The organism is Micromonospora sp. NPDC023814 (genome assembly GCF_040639595.1).
Lineage (GTDB): Bacteria > Actinomycetota > Actinomycetes > Mycobacteriales > Micromonosporaceae > Micromonospora.
In genome coordinates, this window is the sequence record NZ_JBFAAF010000003.1 from 122,530 (window position 1) to 144,835 (window position 22,306).

Below are 22,306 nucleotides of genomic sequence, written 5' to 3' on the forward strand. Positions count from 1 at the left end.
TCCCCGAGAAGGGATGGCTCCCGTGGCCTACTTCGCCAGACGCTTCGCCTTCTTCCTCGGCACCCTGTGGGCCGCCGTCACCCTCAACTTCCTGATCCCCCGGCTGCAGCCCGGGGACCCGGCCGAGGCCATCGTGTCCCGGCTGGCCGGGCAGAGCGAGAGCATCGACCCGGCCCAACTGCAGGCCATCCGGATCATGCTGGGCACCCCCGACGGCAATCTCTTCGAGCAGTACCTGCAGTACCTCGGCGCGGTGGTGCAGGGCGACTTCGGGGTGTCGTACACCTACTTCCCCTACAGCGTGACCCACATGATCGGGCAGGCGCTGCCGTGGACCGTGATCCTCGTCGGGGTCACCCAGATCATCTCGTTCGTCGTCGGCACGCTGCTGGGCACCTGGGCCGCGTACCGCCGCAACAGCCGAGTCGACTCGGTCATCACCCTCGGTTCGACGTTCCTCGGGACGCTGCCGTTCTTCTGGCTCGCCCTGCTGCTCATCTACGTCTTCGCGATCACCCTGCGCTGGTTCCCCGAGCGCGGCGGGTACGGCGGCGGCAGCTCACCCGGCTGGAGCTGGATCTTCATCTCCGACGCCTTCCAGCACAGCGTGCTGCCCGCCGTGGCGCTGCTCATCACCGGCCCGATCGGCTGGATCATCGGCATGCGCAACAACATGGTGCAGAGCCTGGGCGAGGACCACACCCGCCTCGCCGTCGCCCGTGGCCTGCCCCGGCGACGCATCGCCATCACCTACGGTGCGCGCATCGCGATCCTGCCCAACGTCACCGGCTTCGCCATCGCGCTGGGCAGCATCCTCGGCGGCACCGTGCTGGTCGAGACGGTCTTCAACTATCCCGGCATGGGGCGGCTGCTCCTCGAGTCGGTGTCCAGCCGGGACTACCCGCTGATGCAGGCGATCTTCCTGTTCACCACGATCGGTGTGCTGGTGGCGAACTTCCTGGCCGACCTGCTGTACGGCTTCCTGGACCCACGGGTGCGAAAGGTGGAGCCGGCATGAGAATCGCCCGCGACGAGCGGGGTGAGGTCGCGTGAGCACGCCGGCCCCCGCCGTACCCGCCCGGGGCACGGACACCGAAGGCGTCCAGGCCGCCGCCACCGAACTCGCCCGCCACAGCCGGCTGCCCGGTTGGTTCGTCATCCTCTGGCGCAACCGCAAGTGCCGCATCGGGCTGCTGATGCTGACCGCGTTCATCGCGGTCGCGGTCTTCGCGCCGCTCATCGCGCCGTACGACCCGCGCGACGACGCCTTCCCCACCTCGCTCGGCCCGACCGGCAGCCACTGGCTCGGCACCACCGCCCAGGGCGAGGACGTCCTGTCCCAACTGGTCGTCGGCGCCCGCACCTCGCTCGTCGTCGGCCTGGCGGCCGGTGCCCTGTCCACCCTGATCGGGCTGGTCATCGGATTGACCGCCGGCTACCTGCGGGGCTGGGTAGACGAGGTGCTGTCCTTCCTGATCAACCTCGGGCTGGTCGTGCCCGCGCTGCCGCTGATGGTGACGCTCGCCGCGTACGCCCCGGTCCGCGGGCTGTGGCTGATCATCTTCGTGATCAGCGTGACCGGCTGGGCGTACGGCGCCCGGATCAAGCGGTCCCAGATCATCACGCTGCGCACCCGCGACTACATCACCGCGGCCCGGTTCGCCGGCGACGGCACCGCGCGGATCATCGCCCGGGAGATCGTGCCGAACATGACCTCGCTGATCGTGGTCGGCTTCATGGGCGCGGCGCTCGGCGCGATCGGCGGCGAGGCGGGCCTGGCCTTCCTCGGGCTCGGCGACCCGCAGACGGTCAGCTGGGGCACCATGCTCAACCAGGCCAGCCTCGGCGGCGCCCTGCTCACCGGCCAGTGGGCCTGGCTGGTCGCCCCCGGCCTGGCCCTGTCCCTGCTGATCACCTCCTTCACGCTGATCAACTTCGGCATCGACGCGCTGAGCAACCCCCACCTGCGGGAGGACTGACATGACCCTGCTCGAGGTGGACCACCTCACCGTCACGTACACCCCCCGCGACCTGCCGGCGAACCGGGCCGTGCACGACGTCTCGTTCACCATCGCCGAGGGGGAGTTCGTCGGCCTGCTCGGCGAGTCCGGCTGCGGCAAGTCGACGCTCGGCAACGCCGTGCTGCGGCTGCTCTCCCCGCCGGCCCGCATCACCGGCGGCCGGGTCACCTTCGCCGGCGTCGACCTGACCACCGTCGGCGAGGAGCAGTTGCGGGAGCTGCGTTGGGCGGACCTGTCCACCGTCTTCCAGAGCAGCATGAACTCGCTCAACCCGGTGATCCGGGTCCAGGCGCAGTTCGCCGACACCTTCGCCGCGCACAAGGTGCCCGGCGACGTCACCGAACGGGCCACCGAGCTGCTCGAGCTGGTGGCCCTGGACCGGCGGGTGCTCCGGGCGTACCCGCACGAGCTCTCCGGCGGCATGAAACAGCGCGTGGCGCTGGCCCTCGCGCTCGCGCTGCGCCCCAAGCTGGTGCTGCTCGACGAGCCCACCACCGGGCTGGACGTGGTGGTGCAGCGCGAGATCCTCACCCGGCTGGCCGAGCTGCGCCGCGAGCTCGGCTTCGCGGTGCTGTTCATCAGCCACGACCTGGGCACCGTCCTCGACATGGCCGACCGGGTGATGGTGATGTACGGCGGCGAGATCGTGGAGGACCGGCCGGCCGCCGACATGCTCCGCGAGCCACGGCACCCCTACACGCACGGCCTGCTCGGCTCGTACGCCGACCCGCGGCTGCCCGACGTGCGGGTCACCTACATCCCCGGTCGGCCACCGGACCTGTCCCGGCCGCACTCCGGCTGCCTCTTCACCCCGCGCTGCCCGCACGCCGAGGACGCCTGCCGGACGACGCACCCGCAGCTGCTCCCCGACCACGGCGGGCTGGTCCGCTGCCTGGTCGCCCAGGAGGACCGGCTGCCGGTCGTCACCCTCGGCGCCACCGCCACCCTCGACAGCCACTTCCCGGCCGCCGGCACGCTGACCCGGCAGGCCGACACTCCCGCGAGTGAGGGTGACGCGGTGCTGTCCGTGGGGAACGTGAGCAAGCGCTACCCGAGCCGGCGCGGGTTGCGCACCAGCACCGTCGAGGCCGTCCGCGAGGTGTCCTTCGCGCTGCGCCCCGGCGCGGTGACCGCCCTGGTCGGGCAGAGCGGCAGCGGCAAGTCGACGATCGCCCGGATCATCACCGGGGTGGAACGCCCCAGCGCCGGCGAGGTGCGGTTCACCGGCGGTTCCGGAACCGGGATCCGGGTGGACCGGCTGCGCGGCCGGGCCCTGCGCGACTACCGGCGGCACGTGCAGATGGTCTTCCAGGACCCGTTCAGCGCGTTGAACCCGACCCGCACGGTGGCGTACGCCCTGTCCCGGCCGCTGGTCAACTTCGCCGGGCTGCGCGGCGACGCCGTCCGGGAACGCGCGGCCCAGCTGCTGGAGCGGGTGGGGCTCGCCCCGGCCGGGCAGTTCCTCGACAAGCTGCCGCACCAGCTCTCCGGCGGGCAGCGGCAGCGGGTGGTGACCGCCCGGGCCCTCGCCCCCGGCCCGCAGGTGCTGATCGCCGACGAGCCGATCTCCATGCTGGACGTGTCGATCCGCGCCGAGATCCTGGAGCTGCTCGGAGAGCTGGTCCGAGAGCGGCGGCTGGCGATGCTCTACATCACCCACGACCTGCTCAGCGCCCGGCTGCTCGCCGACGAGGTGCTGGTGCTCCACCAGGGGATCCTGGTGGAGCGCGGCCCGACCCGCGAGGTGATCGGGGCCCCCCGGGACGACTACACCAGGTTGCTGCTCGACTCGATCCCCAACCCGTTCGCGGAAGCCACCGGCCGGGAGAGCACGCCGTCGGCCTGACTTCAGGGCGCCCGCCATCGCCCGCCATCGCCCGACGGCCACCGGGCCCCGATCGGCCTCCCCACCGTGGGTGGGGGAGGGACGGCCGGCCGGTCAGGCCAGCCAGGCGGTCGAGCGGGCCGGCAGCTTGCCGGCTCCCGCCGCGCCGCTGGCGAGCAGGACCCGGTCCCCGTAGGGCCGCCAGTCGACCGGCCCGTCACCGAGGTTCACCAGGCAGGTCGGCCCGCCGGCGCCGCGCCGGAAGGCGAGACAGCCGGCCGGCGCCTCGCGCCAGGACAGCCGCGCCGGTCGACCCCGCCAGCAGGTACCGCGCAGCGGCAGCGCCGCCCGGACCAGGGCCAGCGCCGACGTCCGGTCGTGGCGTTGGCGGGCCACCGAGCGTGCTCCCCAGCCCGACGGCTGGGGCAGCCACGGCGTGGACCCGGCCGGGCCGAAACCGTACGGCGCCGGGCCTGCGGTCCACGGCATCGGCACCCGGGCGCCGTCGCGCCCCCGGTCCACGCCGCCGGAGCGGCGGAACACCGGGTCGCGGATCGCCTCGTCGGGCAGCGCGACGTCGGGCAGGCCGAGCTCGTCCCCGGCGTACAGGTAGACCGCGCCGGGCAGCGCCAGCATCATCAGCAGCACCGCCCGCGCACCGTCCGGTCCCCACCGGTCGGCCGCTCGCCGTACGTCGTGACTGCCGTGCACCCAGGTGGGCAGCCGCCCGTGCCGGGTGGTGGCGGCGAGGAGCGCCTCGACGCCGTCGCGCCACGGCTGCGGGCGCAACGGCCAGTAGAGCGGGTCCATCGCGAACGCCTGTCCCAGCTCGTCGGGGCGCAGGTAGGGCGAGAGCACCTCCGGCCCGCCCCAGGTCTCCGCCACGCCGAGCCGGTCACCCGGGTACGACGCCAGCTCCCGCGCCCACCGGCGGTAGATCTCGTGCGCCTCGTCCCGGTCGCTGTACGGCGCCGGGTCACCGGGCTGCCAGCCGGGCGGAAGCTCCGGGTAGTCGGGGTCCTTGCACAGCGAGCCGGCCGCGTCGAAGCGGACGCCGTCGACCCCGCGGTCCAGCCAGAACCGCAGCGTGGCCAGCGCGTCGGCGGCCACCTCCGGGTGCTCGTGGCGCAGGTCGGGCTGCTCGGTGTCGAACAGGTGCAGATACCACTCGCCGTCGCCGAACGGCGCCCACGCCGAGCCGCCGAAGATGGACCGCCAGTTGTTCGGCGGCTCCGCACCGGCCGGGCCGCGGCCGGTCCGGACGTGGAACCGGGCCCGCTCCGGCGAGCCGGGGCCGGCGGCGCGGGCGGTGACGAACCACGGATGGGCCGAGGAGACGTGGTTGAGCACCAGGTCGACCAGCACCCGCAGGCCGAGCCGGTGCGCGTCGGCGACGAGGCGGTCCACGTCCGCGAGGGTGCCGAGCCGGGGGTCGACATCGCGGTGGTCGGTGACGTCGTACCCGGCGTCGCGGTCGGGGCTGGGATAGAACGGGGTGACCCAGACGGCGTCCACGCCGAGCGCGGCCAGGTAGGGCAGCCGGGAACGCAGACCGGGCAGGTCCCCGAGACCGTCGCCGTCGGCGTCGGCGAAGGAACGCAGATACACCTCGTAGGTCACGGCCTCCCGCCACCACGGGCCGGTGTGGGTCATCGCGGGGTCAGCTCCACCAGTGCGAGGGACGGCAGGGGCAGGGTCAGCGGCAGCCGCAGGCAGCCGCCGTCCGGCACGACGGTGACCGGCGGCCCCGCGTCGGCGACGGTGTCGGCGGCCCGTAGCCCGGCCCACTGCTCCTCCGTGGGCCAGCCGTCGACGCGGAGCCGGCGCGCGGTCGCGGCGAGATTCGACGTCCGCTCGTCCAGCCGGCGGTGCCGGAGTTCGTATCCGGGGGCGGGCAGCCCGTCGATGCGCAGCCGCACCGTACGGCTCAGCCGGCGGCGCTGGTCGGGCCGGCCCAGCACACCCTGGTCCAGCGTGCCGTTCCAGAGCACCACGGCGACCCGCCCGCTGTCCGGGTCGACAGATGGCCAGGCCCGCACCAGCGTCCCCGCGCCGTCCCCGTCGAGCCGGGCGGCGAGCTGCACCGGCGCGAGCTGTTCCAGCATCCACAGTGCCCAGAACCGGGGCTTGGCCAGGTTGCCTATCGACAGCAGCCCGAACCCGCCGTGCAGCAGCGCGGGCGGGCGGCCCAGCTCCTCGAAGTGGTCGCTCGCCACCCAGCAGGCCAATGCCGCGACCCGGCCGGCCGCCTCCTGCATCCCGGTGGCCACGAAGGCGGCCGAGAGCACCGAGTCGTTGACCGGCGCGAAGTGGGTGGGGGAGGGGCCCCACTCCGTCCAGAGCAGTGGGGTGCCGGCCCGACCGTGCCGCTCCAGGGCCGGTCGCAGGTCCAGCGGCGGGCTGCCGTAGACATGGGTGGAGAGGAAATCCAGCGGCGCGCCCGAGGCGTCGACGTGGTCGAGGAACGGCTCCATCCATCTCGTCGCGGCGGTCGCCGGCCCGCCGACCGGCAGGCCGGGGCAGGCCTCGCGCACCGCCCGGGCCGTCACGTCGTACATCCGCAGGTAGTCCTCGCGGGTGCCGGTCCAGAAGCAGTCCAGGTCCGGCTCGTTCCACACCTCGACCGCCCACCGCCGCAGCTCGGCGTCGCCGACTCGGGCCCGCAGGTGCCGGATGAGGCCGCCGACCAACGCCGCCCACCGGTCCCAGTCGCGGGGCGGGCTGGACACGCCCGCCGCGGTGACCTCGCGGGACGGGTCGTGGGCCAGCGCCCGCGGCACGAACGACAGCTCCAGCACCGGCCGCAGGCCGGTCGGGGCGAGCGCGTCGAGCACGGCGTCGACGCCGGTGAAGTCGTGCACCGGGCGGCCGTCGACCTCCCGGTAGACGCCCAGGTCGTCGCCGAGGATGCCGTGCGCGCGGACCCGTTCGACGCCCAGCTCGCGGCGCACCCGGCCGAGCGCGGCGGCCAGCCCGGCCCCCATCTCCTCGCCGCCCACCCGGTCGGTGCAGAGCAGCAGGCTCAGATGCTCCGAGCCGACCATGTCCCGCCACGGGCGGGGCACCGGCCCGACCGGGCGGGCGGCGTCGACGGTCACCTCGACCACCGCGTCACCGCCGTCGCGGGCCGTGACCGGCGCCGACGCCGGCCCGAGCGGACAGTCGCCGGGCCGGTCCGGGTCGAGCACCGGGCGCACCGCGTACCGCACGCGCCGCCCGGGTTCGACGGTCGTGTCGGCGTACGGCGGGCCGGGCACCGCGAGCAGGTCACCGCCGCGATGGTCGACCACCCGGTACGGGCCGTCGCCGTCGGCCCGGTGCACCAGGTAGCCGGCGGCGCCGGACACCGGATCCCAGTCGACGTCGACCTGCCCGCGACCGGCACGTACCCGGATGCCGTGGCCGTGTCCCCGCCCCGGCGCGGGCGTGGAGCCGCCGGCCGCGGGCGTGGCCGCGCCGGACGTCGTGGCGTCGGGCGGCGGAGGGTTCGGCCGCACGGTCAGCCTCCGGCCACCTCGACGAGCACCGCGCCCGGCTGTGGCAGGTGCAGCTCCACCACCGCCGCCGTGCCCTCGACGGCGGTGGTGACCTTCTCGACCGGTAGCACGTCGACGGCGCGCAGCGCGTCCCACTGCTCCCCGACCGGCCACTCGGTGACGCCGAGCTGCTCGGCCAGGGTGGTGATGTCGCCGTGCTCGCGGTCGAGCCGGGTGGCGGTCACGGTCCGGCCGGCCGCGCCGTCGACGACCAGGCGGATCTGGCGGGCGAGCGCCGGGTCGCCGTCGCGCTTGGACTGGTCCAGCGTGGACGACCACACCAGGATGGCCAGGCTGCCGTCCGCGCGCCGGCTGGCCCAGGTCTGGACGAGGCCGTCGGCGCCGTCCCCGCCGGCGCGCACCGGCAGCTCGGTCTCGCCGAGCCGGCTGAGCATTCGCAGCGCGTGGTAACGGGGCTTGGCGATCCCGCCGACGGAGATCAGGCCGAAGCCGCCGTGCAACAGCCGCGGCGGGCGGCCCAACTCCTCGAAGTGGTCGCTGGCCACCCAGTAGGACAGGGCGTCCACCCGGCCCGCTGCCGAACGCATGCCGGTGAGCAGGAACGTCGCCGCGGACGTGCCGTCGTTGACCGGGTGGAAGTGGGTGGGCGTCACGCCCCACTCGGTCCACAGGATTCGGGCGTGCCCGAAGCCGAGCCGTTCCAGGGTGGGGCGCAGGTCCAGCGGCGGGCTGCCGTAGGTGTGCGTGGAGACGAAGTCGACCGGAGCGCCGGAGCGCCGTACGTGCTCCAGCAGCGCGTCGACCCAGCCGGCGGCGGCGGACGACGGGCCACCGACGGGGATCCGGGGGTCGACCTCCTTGACCGCCTTGGCGGTCACGTCGTAGAGCCGCATCCACTCCTCGCGGGTGCCCGACCAGAACACCTCGAGGTTGGCCTCGTTCCACACCTCGAAGTCCCAGCCCAGCACCTCGTCGCCGTACCGGTCGAGCAGGTGCGCGACGAGGGCCCGGACCAGCTCGCCCCAGCGGTCCCAGTCCTTCGGCGGGGAGATGACCCCGCGGTACTCGAAGACCGTCCGCTCCGGGTCGCTGGCCAGGTCGCGAGGCATGAAGCCGATCTCGACGACCGGTCGCAGCCCGATGGACAGGAGCAGGTCGTAGACCCGGTCGACGCCGGAGAAGTCGATCACCGGCTCGCCGTCCACCTCCCGGTAGACGCCGAGGTCGTCGTGGAGGATCGAGTGCGCGCGAACCGTCTCGACGCCGATCTCGTCGCGGATGCGGCGCAGCGCGGCGAGCAGCTCGCCGCCGATCTCCCGGCCGCCGGAGGTGTCCGTGCAGAGCAGCTGGGACAGCCGCTCGCTACCGATCATCGGCTGCCACGGCCGGGCCAGCGCGGCGCCGTCCGCGGCCGCGTCGACCTGGAGGAGGACGGTCGGGGCGACGTCGGTGGCGGGCAGCGACGCGCAGGTCACCCGCGCCCCGAGCGGGCCGGTGACGGTGACCTCGGGGACGGCGGCGACCGCGTAGGCGTACGGCTGGCCGGGCTCGCCGGTGGTGTCGACGTACCAGGTGTCGGGGATGGCGAGGACGTCACCGCCGAGGTGGTCGATCGGGGTCAGCTCGCCGTCGGCGGCGCCGTCGCGCACCGGCGCGCGGTGTACCAGGTAACCCACCGCGCCGGGCACCGGGGACCACGAGAGACGGACGTGGTGGACCCCGGCGACCGCCGCCAGACCGTCCGGCGGGGCGAGGACGGGCGTGCCGTCCGTCGTTCCCGTCTCGTCGCTGCGCAACGCGATCCGCGACTCCCAGTCGGATCGGGCGTCTGCCGGTCGGTGGTCGCTGGTGCTCGTCACCGGGGCACCTCCTGTCGTCGTGTGGTCCGGTCCGAGCACTGTAACCGGTTTCTGTGCGCGTCGCTTCCCTCCGCCCGCACCCATCCGGACTCTGGTCGGGTTCGATCCGTCGGACGCGCCCCTGGTGCTCCGCCGCGGTGAGCAGGACGAGCCCCGACTTCCGCACCTGGCCGGGGCGCGCCGCGGCCGGGGGGGGGGGGGGGGGGGGGGGGGCGGGGGGGGGGGGCCCCGGCCCCCCCCCCCCCCCCCCGGCCGCGGGACCACGAGAGGTCAGAGCTTCCCGCACTGCCCCTGCACGGGGCCGGTCACCTCGTTCGGCTGACCGTCGTCCTGCGGCGCCGGATCGTTGCCGGTGCAGCGCAGGGGGCCCTCGATCACGTTGCCCGCCAGAACCGACGGCCCTCGTCCGTCGACCACGGTCACCGGCCCCGCCACCGACGAGTCGACCAGCCTGAAGTCACCGGTGGTGCCGGTGGCGGAGAGCGGCCCGACCACCGAGCTGCCCCGCACGGTCACGCCGGCGGCCCGCTGGGCCACGACCGGTCCCTCGACGGTGCTGTCCCGGACCACCAGCGCCGCCCCGTTGCCCACCGACACCTGCCCGGACACCGTGGCGTCCCGCAGGCAGGTGGTCCCCGTCGTGACCTCGAGCGGCCCCGCGTAGCTGCCACTGACGACGCGGCTGCACACCGCGGGGAGCGCGAAGTTCCACCGGTACAGGCGGGACACCCGGCCGTAGTAGAGGTTGCCGTCGCCGCCCTTGGTGAGGAAGGCCACCCGGCCGGCGGCCAGCTCGACGGCGTTCCACGTCGCCGGGTCGATCCGCCAGAGGCTGTCGGACACCGACGCGTAGAAGAAGCCGTCGTCGGCGAGGACGAGACCCCGCTCGTGGCCGTACATCGTCGTCTCGTCCGGGAAGAGCCGCTCCGACCTGGTGACCGTGCGGGTCGTCGGATCGAAGGTGAACAGCGTGCCGTCGGACAGGCCCCAGATGGTGCCGGCCGGGTCGACGACCAGCGCGTTCACGGCCGAGCCGCCGGGCGCGGGAACCACGCGCTCGACCACCTGCCGGGTCTGCGGATCGAACACGAACAGTTCGGCCTCGGTGGCGGTCGGCTCGATGCCGTACCCGCCGTTGACGGAGGTGCCGCCGTAGAGCAGTCCGTCGTGCTCGACCAGGCTGACGACGCTCTGCTGCGGCACGATGTCCCGGTAGGTCTGCACGGCACCGGTCGACGGCGTCCAGAAGCTCAGGGCGCCGCCGAGGCGACCCGCGCGGGGGATGCTGCCGACGGCGACCGTCTCACCCAGGTCGACGAAGGCCTGCGCCCGCTGCTGCTCGTCGCCCAGGACGGCCCTGGGAGCCGGGTTGGACCCGTACGCCCACGGCCTGGTGGTGTCGTAGGAGAGCAGGTTGCCGTCCGGGTAGCGACCGTAGAGCAGGTGGTCGCCGCGGGTTCCGAAACCCTCCACCTGCCCGGCGCCGGACAGCAGGGTCATGGAGTCGTCGGCCGGGTCGAAGCGCGCCATCCCGGGCGGGGACAGGAACCCACCGATGTAGACCGATCCGTCCGGCCCGGTCCCCATCGCCTGGATCGGGTTGGGGGCGCCCTCCAGGTCCTGCTCGCCGATGTACCTGGTCAGCCGGGTCTGCGGGTTCCAGAGGTAGACGCGGCCGTAGTAGTACGTCATCGACAGGGTCGGTCCGGGCCACGCCGGGTCGGCCAGGTCGACCCATTCCCAACTGCCCGGCAGCGCGTTCGGCTTCCAGCCGACCGGCGTGTAGGTGTGGGTCTGGAGGTCGTACCGGACGATGCCGTCGGCCACCATGCGGAAGTAGACGTACCGGCCCGTGGCATCGGTCTCGGAGACCATCCGACCGGAGATCGCGGGGACGATGTTCACGACGACCCCGTCGCTGAGGCGGTAGACGAGCAGGTCACTGGAATGGTCGAGCCGGATGAACAGGTATCCCCCGGCGAGGGTGAGGTCGTAGACGGCCTCCTCGTCCGCGTACCGGGCGGGCAGCGTGATCGGCCGCACCTCGCCGGTGGCGCGGTCGAAGCGGGCCAGCTTCGCGTTCGGCTTGGTGCCGAAGTAGACGTACCGGTCGTCGATCGCGAGCGCCTGTCCGTAGGTCTCCCCGGGAACGATCTGACCGTGATCGGTGAACCGCTTCGTGGCGGGGTCGTAGGAGAAGAGCTTTCCGCTGGGGTACGTCCCGCCGTAGACGACACCGTCCGGCGCCGCGGCCATCCGCCAGATCTGCTCGTCCGGGTACGGCACGCCCAGGGACGTGACCGAGGTGTCCCCGGGGGACCAGGTGTAGACGGCGCCGTTGGTCATGCCGAAGTAGACGGCGCCTTGCGGCCTGGCGAAGGTGACCGCCCAGCTACCGGTACCGGAGGGCAGTCGCTGGCCGAAGACCACCTTCCCCGACCGGATGTCCGTGACCTGGAACATCGCCGTGACCTCGCTGTTGCCGGCGGTCACCCAGTAGGCCTGTGGACGCCCCTGCTGGTCGACGCCCTGCGCCTGGTACTGCGAGAGCACCCGCGAATTGATGGCGTGGCCCAGGTCCTGTTCCGCACCGACGATCGGGGCGGGAGCCGGCGGCGGGGCGGCGTTCACCGCACCGCCGGCGGTGACGACGAGGAAGCCGGCGAGCAGCCCGCCGGCGGTGAGCAGGGCGGCGGCCCGCAGTCCTGTCCGTTTCATCGGTCTCCTTCAATGATGGATGGAGTGTGGCTCGAAATGTTGCGGCCGGGGCCGTAACCTGCCCATAGTCGCCCCGGATCACGAACCTCGACCAGCGCCGGCGGCGATGCGACGCCCTGCCGGACGCGGGTGGATCGCAGCGGGCGGGCGGCGGGCACCCGATCCCGGTACACGCCTCTGATCCGCCGTAGCGTAACTTGCGGTCTGGGCCGAAACCAGGGCTTGCGAGCGCTCAACCAGGACGACACGACAATCACCGGTCACCCCGAGAAACGGAACCATGATCGACAGCTTCGCCACGGGGAACGCGGACGTCGCGTATCTCGGCATCGACATCGGGGGCACGAAGACGATCGCCCTGCTGCTCACCCCCGACGGGCAGGTGGCCGCCCGGGTCCAGGCCCCCACACCCGCCCGACACGGGCCGGCGATGGTGCTCGACACGGCCGCCGAACTGGCCGGGCGGCTCCTGGACGGCGGTCGGGTCGCGGGCGCCGGGGTGGGTGCCGCCGGCACACTGGATCCGGCCACCGGCACCGTCCGGTACGCCACGGACAGCCTGCCCGGCTGGGTCGGCACCAGGATCGCCGACGAGTTGGGCGCCCGACTGGGCCGCCGGGTGCACGTCGACAACGATGTGAACGCCGCCGCGCTAGCGGAAGCGTGGACGGGCGCGGGGCGCGGCCGGGAGCATCTGCTCCTGGTCGCCGTCGGGACCGGCCTCGGCGGGGCTCTGACCCGGCGCGGCAGCCTCGAACGCGGCGCCCGGGGGGCGGCAGGCGAGGTCGCCCACCTGCCGGTTCCCGGCGCGGAGCAGCTGCGCTGCGGCTGCGGGCGCCGGGGGCACCTGGAGGCCGTGGCGTCCGGCAGCGGGATCGCCGCCGCCTACGCCCTGGCTGCCGGTGAGCAGGTGAGCGGGCGGGAGGTCGCCGCCCGGGCCGCAGCCGGCGAAGCCGCCGCCCAGCGCGTGCTGGATCACGCCGGCGAGACGCTGGGCGCGGCCCTCGCCGGACTCGTCGCGTTGCTCGACCCGGCGGCGGTCGTCCTGGCCGGCGGCGCGGCGCCGGCGGTCCTGTCCGCGGCGACCCGCGCCTACCAGGCTGAAGTGCTACCGGCCTGGTCCCACGTACCGCTGCTGCCGTCGGCGCTCGGTGACAACGCCGTGGCGATCGGGGCAGCCCGAATGGCGATGGAGGACACGTGACGGTCTTCGACGTCATGCGGGGTGGTCTGGTGGTGTCCTGCCAGCCACTGCCCGACGAGCCCGACGACCCGATGCGGGACGCCTACGTGCAGGCCCGGGTGGCGGCCTCGGCCGCGGCGGGCGGTGCGGTGGCGATCCGCGCCAACGGGCCGGACGACATCGAGGCGATTCGCGCCGCCGTCGACGTGCCCGTGATCGGCCTGGTCAAACACGGCACCACCGGAGTGATGATCACCCCGACGCCGGCGCACGCGGTGCGGGCCGCCACGGCCGGGGCGCACGTCGTGGCCGTCGACGCCACCGACCGGCCCCGCCCGGACGCAGGCAGCTTCGCCGACACGGTACGCGCGGTGCACTCGCGCACCGCCGCCCTGGTGCTGGCCGACATCTCCACCCTGGCCGAGGGCCTGGCCGCGGTCGACGCCGGTGCCGACGCGGTGGCCACGACACTCTCCGGCTACACGCCGGCCAGCCCGCCGACGGAGGGCCCCGACCTACGACTCGTCGCCCAGCTCGCCGAGCGGCTGGAGGTGCCGGTGATCGCGGAGGGTCGCTACCGCACGGCGCAGCAGGTCCGGCAGGCCTTCGAGGCCGGCGCCCACGCCGTCGTCATGGGCAACGCCGTCACCTCACCACTGTGGATCACGCGGCGGCTGGTCGAGGCGACTCCCCGTGCGTCCGAGCGCCGTGGGCGGTAGCGCGGCCGGCTGCCGGCACCCGGCGTTGCCGGACGCGGCGAGGCACCAGCGCCCCCCGCCGCGCGGGGGACCGGCACAGGGAGAAAGGCCAGCGCCGTCGGAGCTGGCCTTTCTCCCTGACCCCGGGCGGTGGCGCGATGATCAGCTGACCGACTTGTTGTAACTGTCGATGGCGCCCTGCACGCTCGTCGCGGCGTCCTTCATGGCCTGGTCGGCCGGCTTGCTACCGACGATCGCCGCCTCCAGGCCGTCCTCGGACGCCTTGCGGGCCTGCGGCATCACGCCCAGCAGGCACCCGGCCGACGCGACCGACGGCGGCAGCGCGTGCAGCTGGTCGACCGCGGTGCGGAACTGGGGGAACTTCGCCATCCAGTCCTTGTCGATCTGCTCGTCGAGCGCCTTGGCGTTGATCGGCACGTACCCGGTGCTGGTGTGCCACTTGGCCTGCTGGGCCGGGGTGGAGGCGAACTTCACGAACTCCCACGCGGCACGCTTATCCTTCGCGCCGTGGCCGACGCCGTTGATCCACAGGGAGGCGCCACCGATGATCGGTCCGCCCGTGGACGAGCTGCTCACCTTCGGGTACGGGGCCGTGAGGACGGTGAACCTGCCCTTCGCGGCGTCGACGTAGCCGCGCAACACGCTGGTGGACTCCAGGTGCATGGCGACCGTGCCCGCCTTGAACGCCGCCTGGGCGTCGTCGGTCTTGCGGCCGGTGTTCGTCGCGTAGCCGCCCTTCACCAGGTCCGTCCACCACTGCGCGACACGCACGGCCGTCTCCTGGTCGAACTGCACCTTCGAGGCCAGGCCCGTACGCCCGTTGCCGTTGTCGCAGTACTCCTTGCCGTCGGTGGCCAGCAACTGCTCCAGCAGCCATCCGTAGATGGCGGCTCCGAAGCCGTACTGGACCGTCTTGCCGCTGGCGTCCTTGACCGTCAGCTTCTTCGCCAGATCGCCGATCTCGGCGAGGTTGCTCGGTGGCTTCGTCGGGTCGAGGCCGACGCGCTCGAACGCCTCCTTGTTGAGGTAGAGCAGGGGCGTCGAGGAGTTGAACGGCATCGACCACATCTTGCCGTCGACGGAGTAGTAGCTGGCGATGTTCGGCTCGATGTCGGCCGCGTTGAAGCCGTCCTTCTCGATGAACTTGTGCATCGGCACGACCTGCTTGGAGTCGACCATGAAGCGGCTGCCGATGTCGTAGATCTGCACCAGGGCCGGTGTGCTCTTCTGCTGGACCGAGGCCTTGTACTTCGCGATCGTCTCGTCGTAGCTTCCCTGGAAGACCGCCTTGACCTCGACCTTGCCCCCACTCTGCGCGTTGAAGTCGGCGACGAGCTGGTCGACGGCGGTGGCGTTGGCCCCCTTCATCGCGTGCCAGAACTCGATGGTGGTCTTGTCCGTGGCCTTCTCCAGCACCTCGGCACCGGGGGCGTCGAGCGCGTCACCGCCGCTGTCGGTGCCGGATCCGGAGTCGCCGCAGGCCGTGAGCGCGGCGGCGGCCACGAGGGCGACGAGCGCCGCTGTGGTCCGGCGGAGCCGAGGTCTTCTCATTGGTTCTCTCCTTCTCGAAGGTTCACCGCAGCGCGCCGGCGGTCAGGCCGCGGACGATGTGGCGCTGACCGAGAATCACGACGGCCAGCGTGGGCAGCAGGGAGAGCGCGACGCCGGCGAGGACGAGACCCGGCTGCGCCGCCTCGGCATCGTTGAGCTGGGAGATGCCGATCTGAAGCGTCTGGAATTCGGTGTCGCGGATCAGGATCAGCGGCCAGAAGTACTGGTTCCACGCCGAGAGGAAGACGTAGACCCCGACCGCCGCGATCGAGGGCTTGGACAGGGGCACGATGACCCGCCACAACAGGCGCCAGTGACCGCACCCGTCGATCACTGCGGCGTCCCGCAACTCGGTCGGGAACTGCAGGAACGCCTGACGCAGCAGGAAGGTGCCGAACGCCGAGGCGAGGAAGGGCAGCACCAGGCCGAGGTACGTCAGCCCACCCCGCGTCAGGCCCCAGCCGGAGATGGCCAGGTAGTTGGGAATGATGATCGCTTCCCACGGCACCATGAGGGTGGCGAGGAACAGGCCGAAGGTCGCCGCCTTCGCGGGCAGGCGAAGAAACGCGAAGGCGTACGCGGCGAAGATGCTGGTGACGACCTGTGCCACCGTGATGACCCCGGCCTGGACGGCGGAGTTCACGTAGAAGCGGCCCAGCGGCACCGAGCGGAACACGTCCCTGATGTTCTGCCAGTGCAGTTCCTGCGGCACCAGCGCGGGCGGGTAGGTCGCCAGGTCACCGGGGCCCATGACGGCGCCGACGAAGCCGTAGTAGACCGGGAACAGAACGGGGATCGCGGCCAGGCCGAGCACGACGTAGACGGTGGCCTGCCCGAGGCTGGGCTTCTTCATCGGTAGTGGACCCGCCGTTCGAGGATGCCGAATTGGACGGCCGTGCAGCCGAGCATGATGACCAGCAACACGACGGCCTGCGCGCTGGCCGCGCCGAAGTCGGAGGAACCGAAGGCGAACGCCCTCTCGTAGATCGAGTAGACCAGCGTCGTCGTGGCCTGGTCCGGTCCGCCCTTGGTCAGGATGTGGATCTGCCCGAAGCTCTGCAACGCGTGGATCGTGGACACCACGACGAGGAAGAACAGTTGCGGGGAGAGCAGCGGCACGGTTATCCGCGACGCCAGCCGCCAGCCGGTCGCGCCGTCCAGCCGCGCCGCCTCGACCACCTCGGGCGAGATGGCCGATACTCCGGCGGAGAGCACGAGGATGTTGTAGCCGAAGTTCATCCACACCGTGGCGACGCAGACGGCGGGCAGCGCGATCGACGGGTCGGTGAGCCAGTCGACCCGGTCGATTCCGAGGTATCCGAGCAGGCCGTTCGCCACTCCGATCGCCGGGTTGTAGATGACGGCGAAGACCACCGACGCGGTCGCCACCGAGAACGCGAACGGCAGCGCGAACGCGGTGCGCAGCGCCCGTACCCCGCGTATGCGCGCCTCGAGCAGCAGCACCACGAAGAGCGCGCCCAGGACGGCCGGCACCACGGAGAACAGCGTGAACAACGCCGTCGTGGCCAGCACCCTGCCGAACTCCCCGGACAGCATCTCCCGGTAGTGCTCCCCGCCGACGTACTCGGACGGGGCGCCGAAGATGTCGTTCCCGTGCACGGACAGATAGAGGGTTCGCCCGAGTGGCCAGAACACGAACAGGGCGAATATCGCCACTGAAGGCAACAGCATCAGCCACGCGAGACCGGGTTCGCCGAAGCGTGCGAGCTGCGTTCGCCGGGAGGTGGAACGCGTGGATTCGACGGTCAGGGAGCGGTCGCCCGGTGGCGTGCTGACGGTGCGAGGGGGAGACACCGCAGCACAGTACCAACATCATCGAAAGATGGAAATCAGTCGTTGCGCCTGCCCCTGTGAGCCTCACCCGGTTGACCGGCCGGGTCTCATCCTCTTCATGATCGTATGCGCTGGTCTTGGCGCGCTCGCCGCGAGCGGATGGAACGGTGACGGAGGTCGGTTCCAGCCGATCGCGGCGGTGCTCGCCATCGTGCTGTTCGCGTGCTTGTGGCCGCCATCCGGGCACCCTGCGTGTGCACTCCGGGCTCCGTTGGCCTGTGTGGCGAAGGGGGTTTGCCTAACCCGGCGGACCTATCCGGCCACGGCACGAGACAGGTGGGGCGCCATGTGGCGGAGGATCAGCCGAGCTGGCTCGTGATATTCGAGAACGACGTCGGGCTGCTTGTCGGCATCCGGTGTCCCATCACCTGCCTGGCCGTGACCGGCGACCCGTCGGGGTGCCGGTGACGCGCCAGCGGTCACGTCGATGTTCACGCGCTGCACGTCAGCGTCGGTCTGCGCGAACGGATCGCTGGTGATCACGGCAAGCGTCGACTCAGGCTCTCCGGATTCGGACGGCAAGCCGGCGACGGACGGATTCGGCTTCGAAACCACGCAGCGGCATGCCAGGCCGCGAGCGTGCAGCGCCCGCGTGAGCTGACCGACGAAGGTAAGGTGCGAATCGGGGCATGTGACGGCCACACGCAAACTCCTGCCGACCGTCGCGGCTGCGATCGCATCGGCGACGGCGGAAAGCACCTCCCGCTCTCGGGCGACCGCAGAAAGATCATGCACAATTGGCCCCTTCCACCCGGAGTTCCGCTCCAGCGCGTGACGAAGATCCCGCCCGGTAGGCAGGGCTGGCCCCGGCTACGTGGCCGGCGCGACTTCCACCCCTGCCAGCACAAGCGCAACGAACGTGGGCACCTGTTACACCGTCCTCACCAGACTGGCCGTTCCGGTGGGCCGTACAGTCCGAAGTACGGCAACCGGCTCAACCGCCGGCGCCACGGTCCGACCGGTTGGATCTTGTGTGTCGCCCCCTCACGGAGATCGCTGCCGCGCCTCAGTCGCCTTCCGCTCACGCAAGACGCTCGGCGGGGAAACCCCAGCCGAGCGTCTGCAGAAACACTCGCCGCCTGATCAACACGACCACGTGGTGCGACGACCCCGAGAAACCGCCCTCCGCACCGGCCCTTCTTCGCGACCGGATCGGCCGGTGGTGACGCGATGGTCGGCTGACCGACCTGTGGTAACTGTCGAAGGCGCCCCGCACGCGCGGCGCGGCGTCCCTCATGGCCTGGTCAGCCGGCGTGCTGCCCGGTCCCGGTCAAGACTGTCTCGTACGTTTCACCGGCTGTCGGCGTAGAGCGCCTCTATGTCGGTGGCGTAGCGGTCGGCGATGACGCGGCGGCGGAGTTTGAGGGTGGGGGTGAGCTCGCCGGACTCGGGGGTCCAGGGGGATGGGAGGACTCTGAAAGCCTTGACCTGCTCGGGCCGGGCGAGCTTGGCGTTCGCTGCCGCGACCGCCGCCGCTATCTCCGAACTGACCCTCTCGTCCTCGAACAGGGCGGCGACGTCCGACGGGTCGGCGTTGTGACGGACGGCCCAGGCGGCGAGGGCTTCGGGGTCGAGGGCGACGAGGGCGGTGATGTGGGAGCGGCGGTCGCCGACGGCCATGGCGTGCCCGATGAGCGGGTGCAGGCGCAGCAGGTTCTCCACGCGGGTCGGCGGGACGTTCTTGCCGGTGGAGGTGATGATGAGTTCCTTCTTACGGTCGGTGATGGTGACGTAGCCGTCGTCGTCCAGGGTGCCCACGTCGCCGGTGGCGAACCAGCCGTCGGCGTCCGTCAGCGGCTCCACCTCGCCGTCGTCGCCGAGGTAGCCGAGGCAGATCAGCGGACCGCGCACGAGGATCTCGCCGTCGGCGGCCAGCCGAAGCTCCATGCCGGGGTTGGGCCGCCCGACCGTGCCGGGTCGGAAGGCCTCGGGGAGGTTGACCGTCGCGGTCGCGGTGGTCTCGGTCATGCCCCAGACCTCGAGGACGTCGATGCCCAGTCCGGCAAGTGAGAACAGAATGTCGACCGGGATGGGCGCGGCGCCACTGGTGGCCCATTGCAGCCGGTCCAAGCCGAGCTTGGCGCGGATCGGGCTGAGCACCTTCGCGTCGAGGACCGCCAGTTGCGCCGCCAGGTCGGGCGGGACGGGGCGGCCGGCGGCGCGATGCTCGAAGGCCGTCCGGGCCGCCGTGCTCGCGGTCTCGTAGGCCGTGCGGGTCTGCGCGTCGGCGGCCGCCAGTTGCGCCTGCACTCCGGCGGCGATCTTCTCCCACACCCTCGGTACGCCGAAGAACTGGACCGGACGGACCGCACGCAGCGCGGCGGTGAGCTGCGACTGGTCGGGGCAGGCGGTGACGTGTGCGCCGCGGTAGACGGGTTGGTAGATGCTCAGCATCCGCTCGGCGATGTGCGCGAGTGGAAGGTAGGCGACTGTGTGCGGGTGTGGGGTGAGGCTGACCGCCTCCTCCAGGACGGCGGCCTGGTAGATGACGTTGTGGTGGCTCAGCACCACGCCCTTGGGGTCACCGGTGGCTCCCGAGGTGTAGAGCAGGGTCACCGGGTCCTCCGGCCGGATGGCGCTCCACGTGCGCCGGAACGCGGCGGGGTCGGCGCGGTGCGCCCGGTCCCCCGCCGCGGCGACCTGATGGAGCGTGACGATCCCCTGCTCGTCCGCAAGGGCGTCCACGACGACGACCAACTGCAGGTCGGGCAGGTCTCTCAGCAGGTCCGCCCACTTGTCGAGCATGGCGGTGTTCTCGACGACGAGGGCGCGAGCCCGGCTGTGCCGGGCGACGTGGTGTAGCTGTTCCGGGCTCGACGTCGGGTAGACGCTGCACGGGACCGCGCCGGCGTGTACGGCCGCGAGGTCGGCCAGCCAGTGCTCCGGCCGATTGCCCATCATGAGCAGCAGCCGGTCACCCGGTTGCACGCCCAGGGCCGAGAATCCCCGGGCCAGTACGGTCACCCGCTGGTAGAGCTCGGCCCAGGTGAGGGTCTCCTCCTGCCCGAGGCAGCTGAGCGCGGGGAGGTCACCGAAGGCGTCGGCGTTGCGGTGCACCAGCGCCGGCACGGTCAGACCACCGGCGGCGGCCGCACATCGAGCAGCGGTCGCCGCCGTGTCCGGGGTGGCCCGGACGTCGACACGGGTTCCAGGGACCATGTGATGGCTCCGGTCAGTAGTGTCCGATGGAAGGGTGATCAGCTCGCCGAGGTGCCGACGAGGTACTGGTGCGCATCGGTGACGTGCTGGGCCAGGTAACGCATGAACGGGGTGCCTCCGGTGCCGGTCTCGACCGGGTTGGCCGAAGAGTTCTGCTGCTGGCCACGGATGTACGTTCCCGCGTACTCCATGTGCTGACGGCGGAACTCCGTGGCCCCCTCGATGCAGCGGTCGTAGGCGGCGACGAGCGCCGCGTCGTCGGCATGCTCCAGGACGAAGGTGCGCACCGACGTCCGCTTGCCGAACTCCTCGATCAGCGCACGATGGGACGGCGGCATGTAGTCGCGGAGCTGGATCAGGTGCGCGCCGAGGGTGTCCTGGCTGTAGTCCATGCCCAGCACGGCGTCCAGCGCCGGGATGATGGAGCTCTGCGCGCCGGTCTCGCCACGGAACTTCTGTCCCTGGTCGCCGTAGGCGGTGACGCCTTCGTACACCACACCGTCGGGCAGTCCGGGGTTGTCCATCCACCCGAAGATGAACTGGCGTACCCGGTGGTAGTAGACGTACGGGTCGCACTTCTCCGGCATCCGCCGCAGGATGGCGATCATGTTCTCCAGCGTCTGGCCGACGGTGTCGAGGTGCGTGGCAACGGCCGCCACGTCACCGGCCGCCGCGGCGTCCTGCGCCAGCGCGGCCGCGCAGATGCCCGGGCCCGCCGACGCCTCGATGGCCACGTGCACGAGGACGAACCAGTCCTCGTCGAGCCCGCCGCGGAAGTTCTCCAGCCGCACGATGTTGCCGAGTGCGATCGGGCCGTCCGGATCCAGCCGGCGCCAGTTGTAGAGCGCGTGCGAGGCGTAGGACAGCACGGGCGGGCGGCCCAGCTTCGTCGCCGTCTCGTACCACGGTTTGGCCACGCAGGCCGGCAGTCGGTGGCGGGGTTCCTCGCCGCCGAAGACGTAGGCGTGTCCGAGATAGGAGAGCAGGAGCATCGCCCGGTTGAGCTCGTTGCGGTCGAGGTCGGCGATGTCGAGCTCGGGCAGCCGTTCGATCCACTCGTGCACCCGGCCGGCGCTGAGCACCTTCGGGAGCTCGACGGCCAGGTCCTCCCATGCCTGATAGGCCTCCGGTAGCCGCCGCACGGGATCCTCGGTCGGCAGGAAGCCGCGCTCGGTGTCCACGCCGTGCCGCGCAAGCAGATCGGATGCTGTTTCGTTCTGCACTGATCCTCCTCAAAGCCCTGTCCGGAAGGGTGTCGTGGTGTGGGAGCGGTGTCGCAGGCCGCGGCGGGCGGGGCAGGACCAGAATGCGGTCGCCGGTCAGCCGGTCGCATCATCCGACGTGGACGACGAAGTGCGGCCGAAACACCCGGTAATCCTGCGGGGCGCCGCGCTTAAGGAGCCGCAACAGCCGGCGGCGCCATAGACGCAGGAGGATGTGTGGGCACAACCCTAGGTGTGCCTCGGGTCTGCGTCAAGCATGGATGGACGTCTCAGTGAGTTGCTCGAAATAAACGCGTCCCGATGTGCCATTAGGCCTTGACGCTCCATAGTGACGTCGGTTGTACTGCTCTCCAGAACATTGGCGGTCCTCGCATGATCATGATCATCTGACCGCCTGCCAGGCAGCGAAACGGGGGACGTTGTTCGTGATCAACATGGCTGTTGCCGCCCGGTGCGCGCCCCAGGGGGGCCGGCACCGGGCTTTTCATGTCGCGTCGGCGTCGCCGCCATCGGCGCGAACTGTGTGTGATTCCGCTGCGACGGCTGCACGCTGATCCGTGTTGGCCTGCGCAAACCCTGCGTCGAGGCGGCCTGCGGGAAGTTGCTCGAGGCTGTCAGCTGTGCGTGGCGTCGTCCGCAACCGACGTCAGGTCCTCCTGGTCTGATCGGTCGCGTCGGCCTGCGGGATTTCTTGCCC

15 protein-coding genes are annotated in these 22,306 nt (G+C 71.9%); 5 read left to right on the forward strand and 10 right to left on the reverse strand.

All coding sequences use genetic code 11. From position 1 onward, the window contains the following. Positions 1-22: 22 nt before the first annotated feature. From AB0G14_RS02620 to AB0G14_RS02630, 3 genes are read left to right on the forward strand one after another with little or no spacing between them, the layout of a single operon-like run. Positions 23-1,018, forward strand: a complete 996-nt coding sequence (locus tag AB0G14_RS02620; RefSeq protein ID WP_357692983.1) for an ABC transporter permease — start codon at positions 23-25, stop codon at positions 1,016-1,018. Positions 1,019-1,049: 31 nt separating this feature from the next. Then, entirely contained in the window at positions 1,050-1,979 is a 930-nt protein-coding gene (locus AB0G14_RS02625; protein WP_357692985.1) for an ABC transporter permease, read from the forward strand. 1 nt (position 1,980) lies between these two features. After that, positions 1,981-3,867, forward strand: coding sequence for an ABC transporter ATP-binding protein (locus AB0G14_RS02630; protein ID WP_357692987.1), 1,887 nt, complete (start codon positions 1,981-1,983; stop codon positions 3,865-3,867). A 93-nt stretch (positions 3,868-3,960) separates the two neighbouring features. On the opposite strand, the gene AB0G14_RS02635 is transcribed toward AB0G14_RS02630, so the two are convergent. The 4 genes from AB0G14_RS02635 to AB0G14_RS02650 all read right to left on the reverse strand — a co-directional run bounded on the left by AB0G14_RS02635 (position 3,961) and on the right by AB0G14_RS02650 (position 11,920). Next, a complete protein-coding gene (locus AB0G14_RS02635; RefSeq protein ID WP_357692989.1) occupies positions 3,961-5,499 on the reverse strand; it encodes an alpha-amylase family glycosyl hydrolase in 1,539 nt (512 codons plus the stop codon). Further along, complete coding sequence (locus AB0G14_RS02640) at positions 5,496-7,343, reverse strand: xylan 1,4-beta-xylosidase (RefSeq protein WP_357692991.1); 1,848 nt, start codon at positions 7,341-7,343, stop codon at positions 5,496-5,498. Before AB0G14_RS02640 ends, AB0G14_RS02635 begins: the two co-directional genes overlap by 4 nt. Before the next feature lie 2 nt (positions 7,344-7,345). After that, positions 7,346-9,202, reverse strand: a complete 1,857-nt coding sequence (locus AB0G14_RS02645) for a xylan 1,4-beta-xylosidase (RefSeq protein ID WP_357692993.1) — start codon at positions 9,200-9,202, stop codon at positions 7,346-7,348. A 270-nt stretch (positions 9,203-9,472) separates the two neighbouring features. Then, positions 9,473-11,920: a hypothetical protein gene (locus tag AB0G14_RS02650; RefSeq protein ID WP_357692995.1), complete on the reverse strand. Its 2,448-nt coding sequence runs from the start codon at positions 11,918-11,920 to the stop codon at positions 9,473-9,475. A 280-nt stretch (positions 11,921-12,200) separates the two neighbouring features. On the opposite strand from AB0G14_RS02650, the gene AB0G14_RS02655 reads away from it, so the two are divergent. Then, entirely contained in the window at positions 12,201-13,124 is a 924-nt protein-coding gene (locus AB0G14_RS02655; protein ID WP_357692997.1) for an ROK family protein, read from the forward strand. Next, positions 13,121-13,822 (forward strand): putative N-acetylmannosamine-6-phosphate 2-epimerase, encoded by a 702-nt coding sequence (locus AB0G14_RS02660; RefSeq protein ID WP_357692999.1) that lies wholly within the window; start codon positions 13,121-13,123, stop codon positions 13,820-13,822. Before AB0G14_RS02655 ends, AB0G14_RS02660 begins: the two co-directional genes overlap by 4 nt. A gap of 141 nt (positions 13,823-13,963) precedes the next feature. Here the strand turns inward: AB0G14_RS02660 and AB0G14_RS02665 are convergent, their stop codons facing one another. The 6 genes from AB0G14_RS02665 to AB0G14_RS02690 all read right to left on the reverse strand — a co-directional run bounded on the left by AB0G14_RS02665 (position 13,964) and on the right by AB0G14_RS02690 (position 21,609). Continuing rightward, entirely contained in the window at positions 13,964-15,373 is a 1,410-nt protein-coding gene (locus tag AB0G14_RS02665; protein ID WP_357693001.1) for an ABC transporter substrate-binding protein, read from the reverse strand. 22 nt (positions 15,374-15,395) lie between these two features. After that, a complete protein-coding gene (locus AB0G14_RS02670; protein WP_357693003.1) occupies positions 15,396-16,226 on the reverse strand; it encodes a carbohydrate ABC transporter permease in 831 nt (276 codons plus the stop codon). After that, a complete protein-coding gene (locus tag AB0G14_RS02675) occupies positions 16,223-17,050 on the reverse strand; it encodes a sugar ABC transporter permease (protein ID WP_357693005.1) in 828 nt (275 codons plus the stop codon). The genes AB0G14_RS02670 and AB0G14_RS02675 overlap by 4 nt, the downstream gene beginning before the upstream one ends. Before the next feature lie 429 nt (positions 17,051-17,479). Beyond that, a complete protein-coding gene (locus AB0G14_RS02680; RefSeq protein WP_357693007.1) occupies positions 17,480-17,962 on the reverse strand; it encodes a hypothetical protein in 483 nt (160 codons plus the stop codon). 555 nt (positions 17,963-18,517) lie between these two features. Further along, positions 18,518-20,386: an AMP-dependent synthetase/ligase gene (locus AB0G14_RS02685; protein WP_357693009.1), complete on the reverse strand. Its 1,869-nt coding sequence runs from the start codon at positions 20,384-20,386 to the stop codon at positions 18,518-18,520. Positions 20,387-20,424: 38 nt separating this feature from the next. Continuing rightward, positions 20,425-21,609: a hypothetical protein gene (locus AB0G14_RS02690; RefSeq protein ID WP_357693011.1), complete on the reverse strand. Its 1,185-nt coding sequence runs from the start codon at positions 21,607-21,609 to the stop codon at positions 20,425-20,427. Between the last annotated feature and the right edge of the window lie 697 nt (positions 21,610-22,306).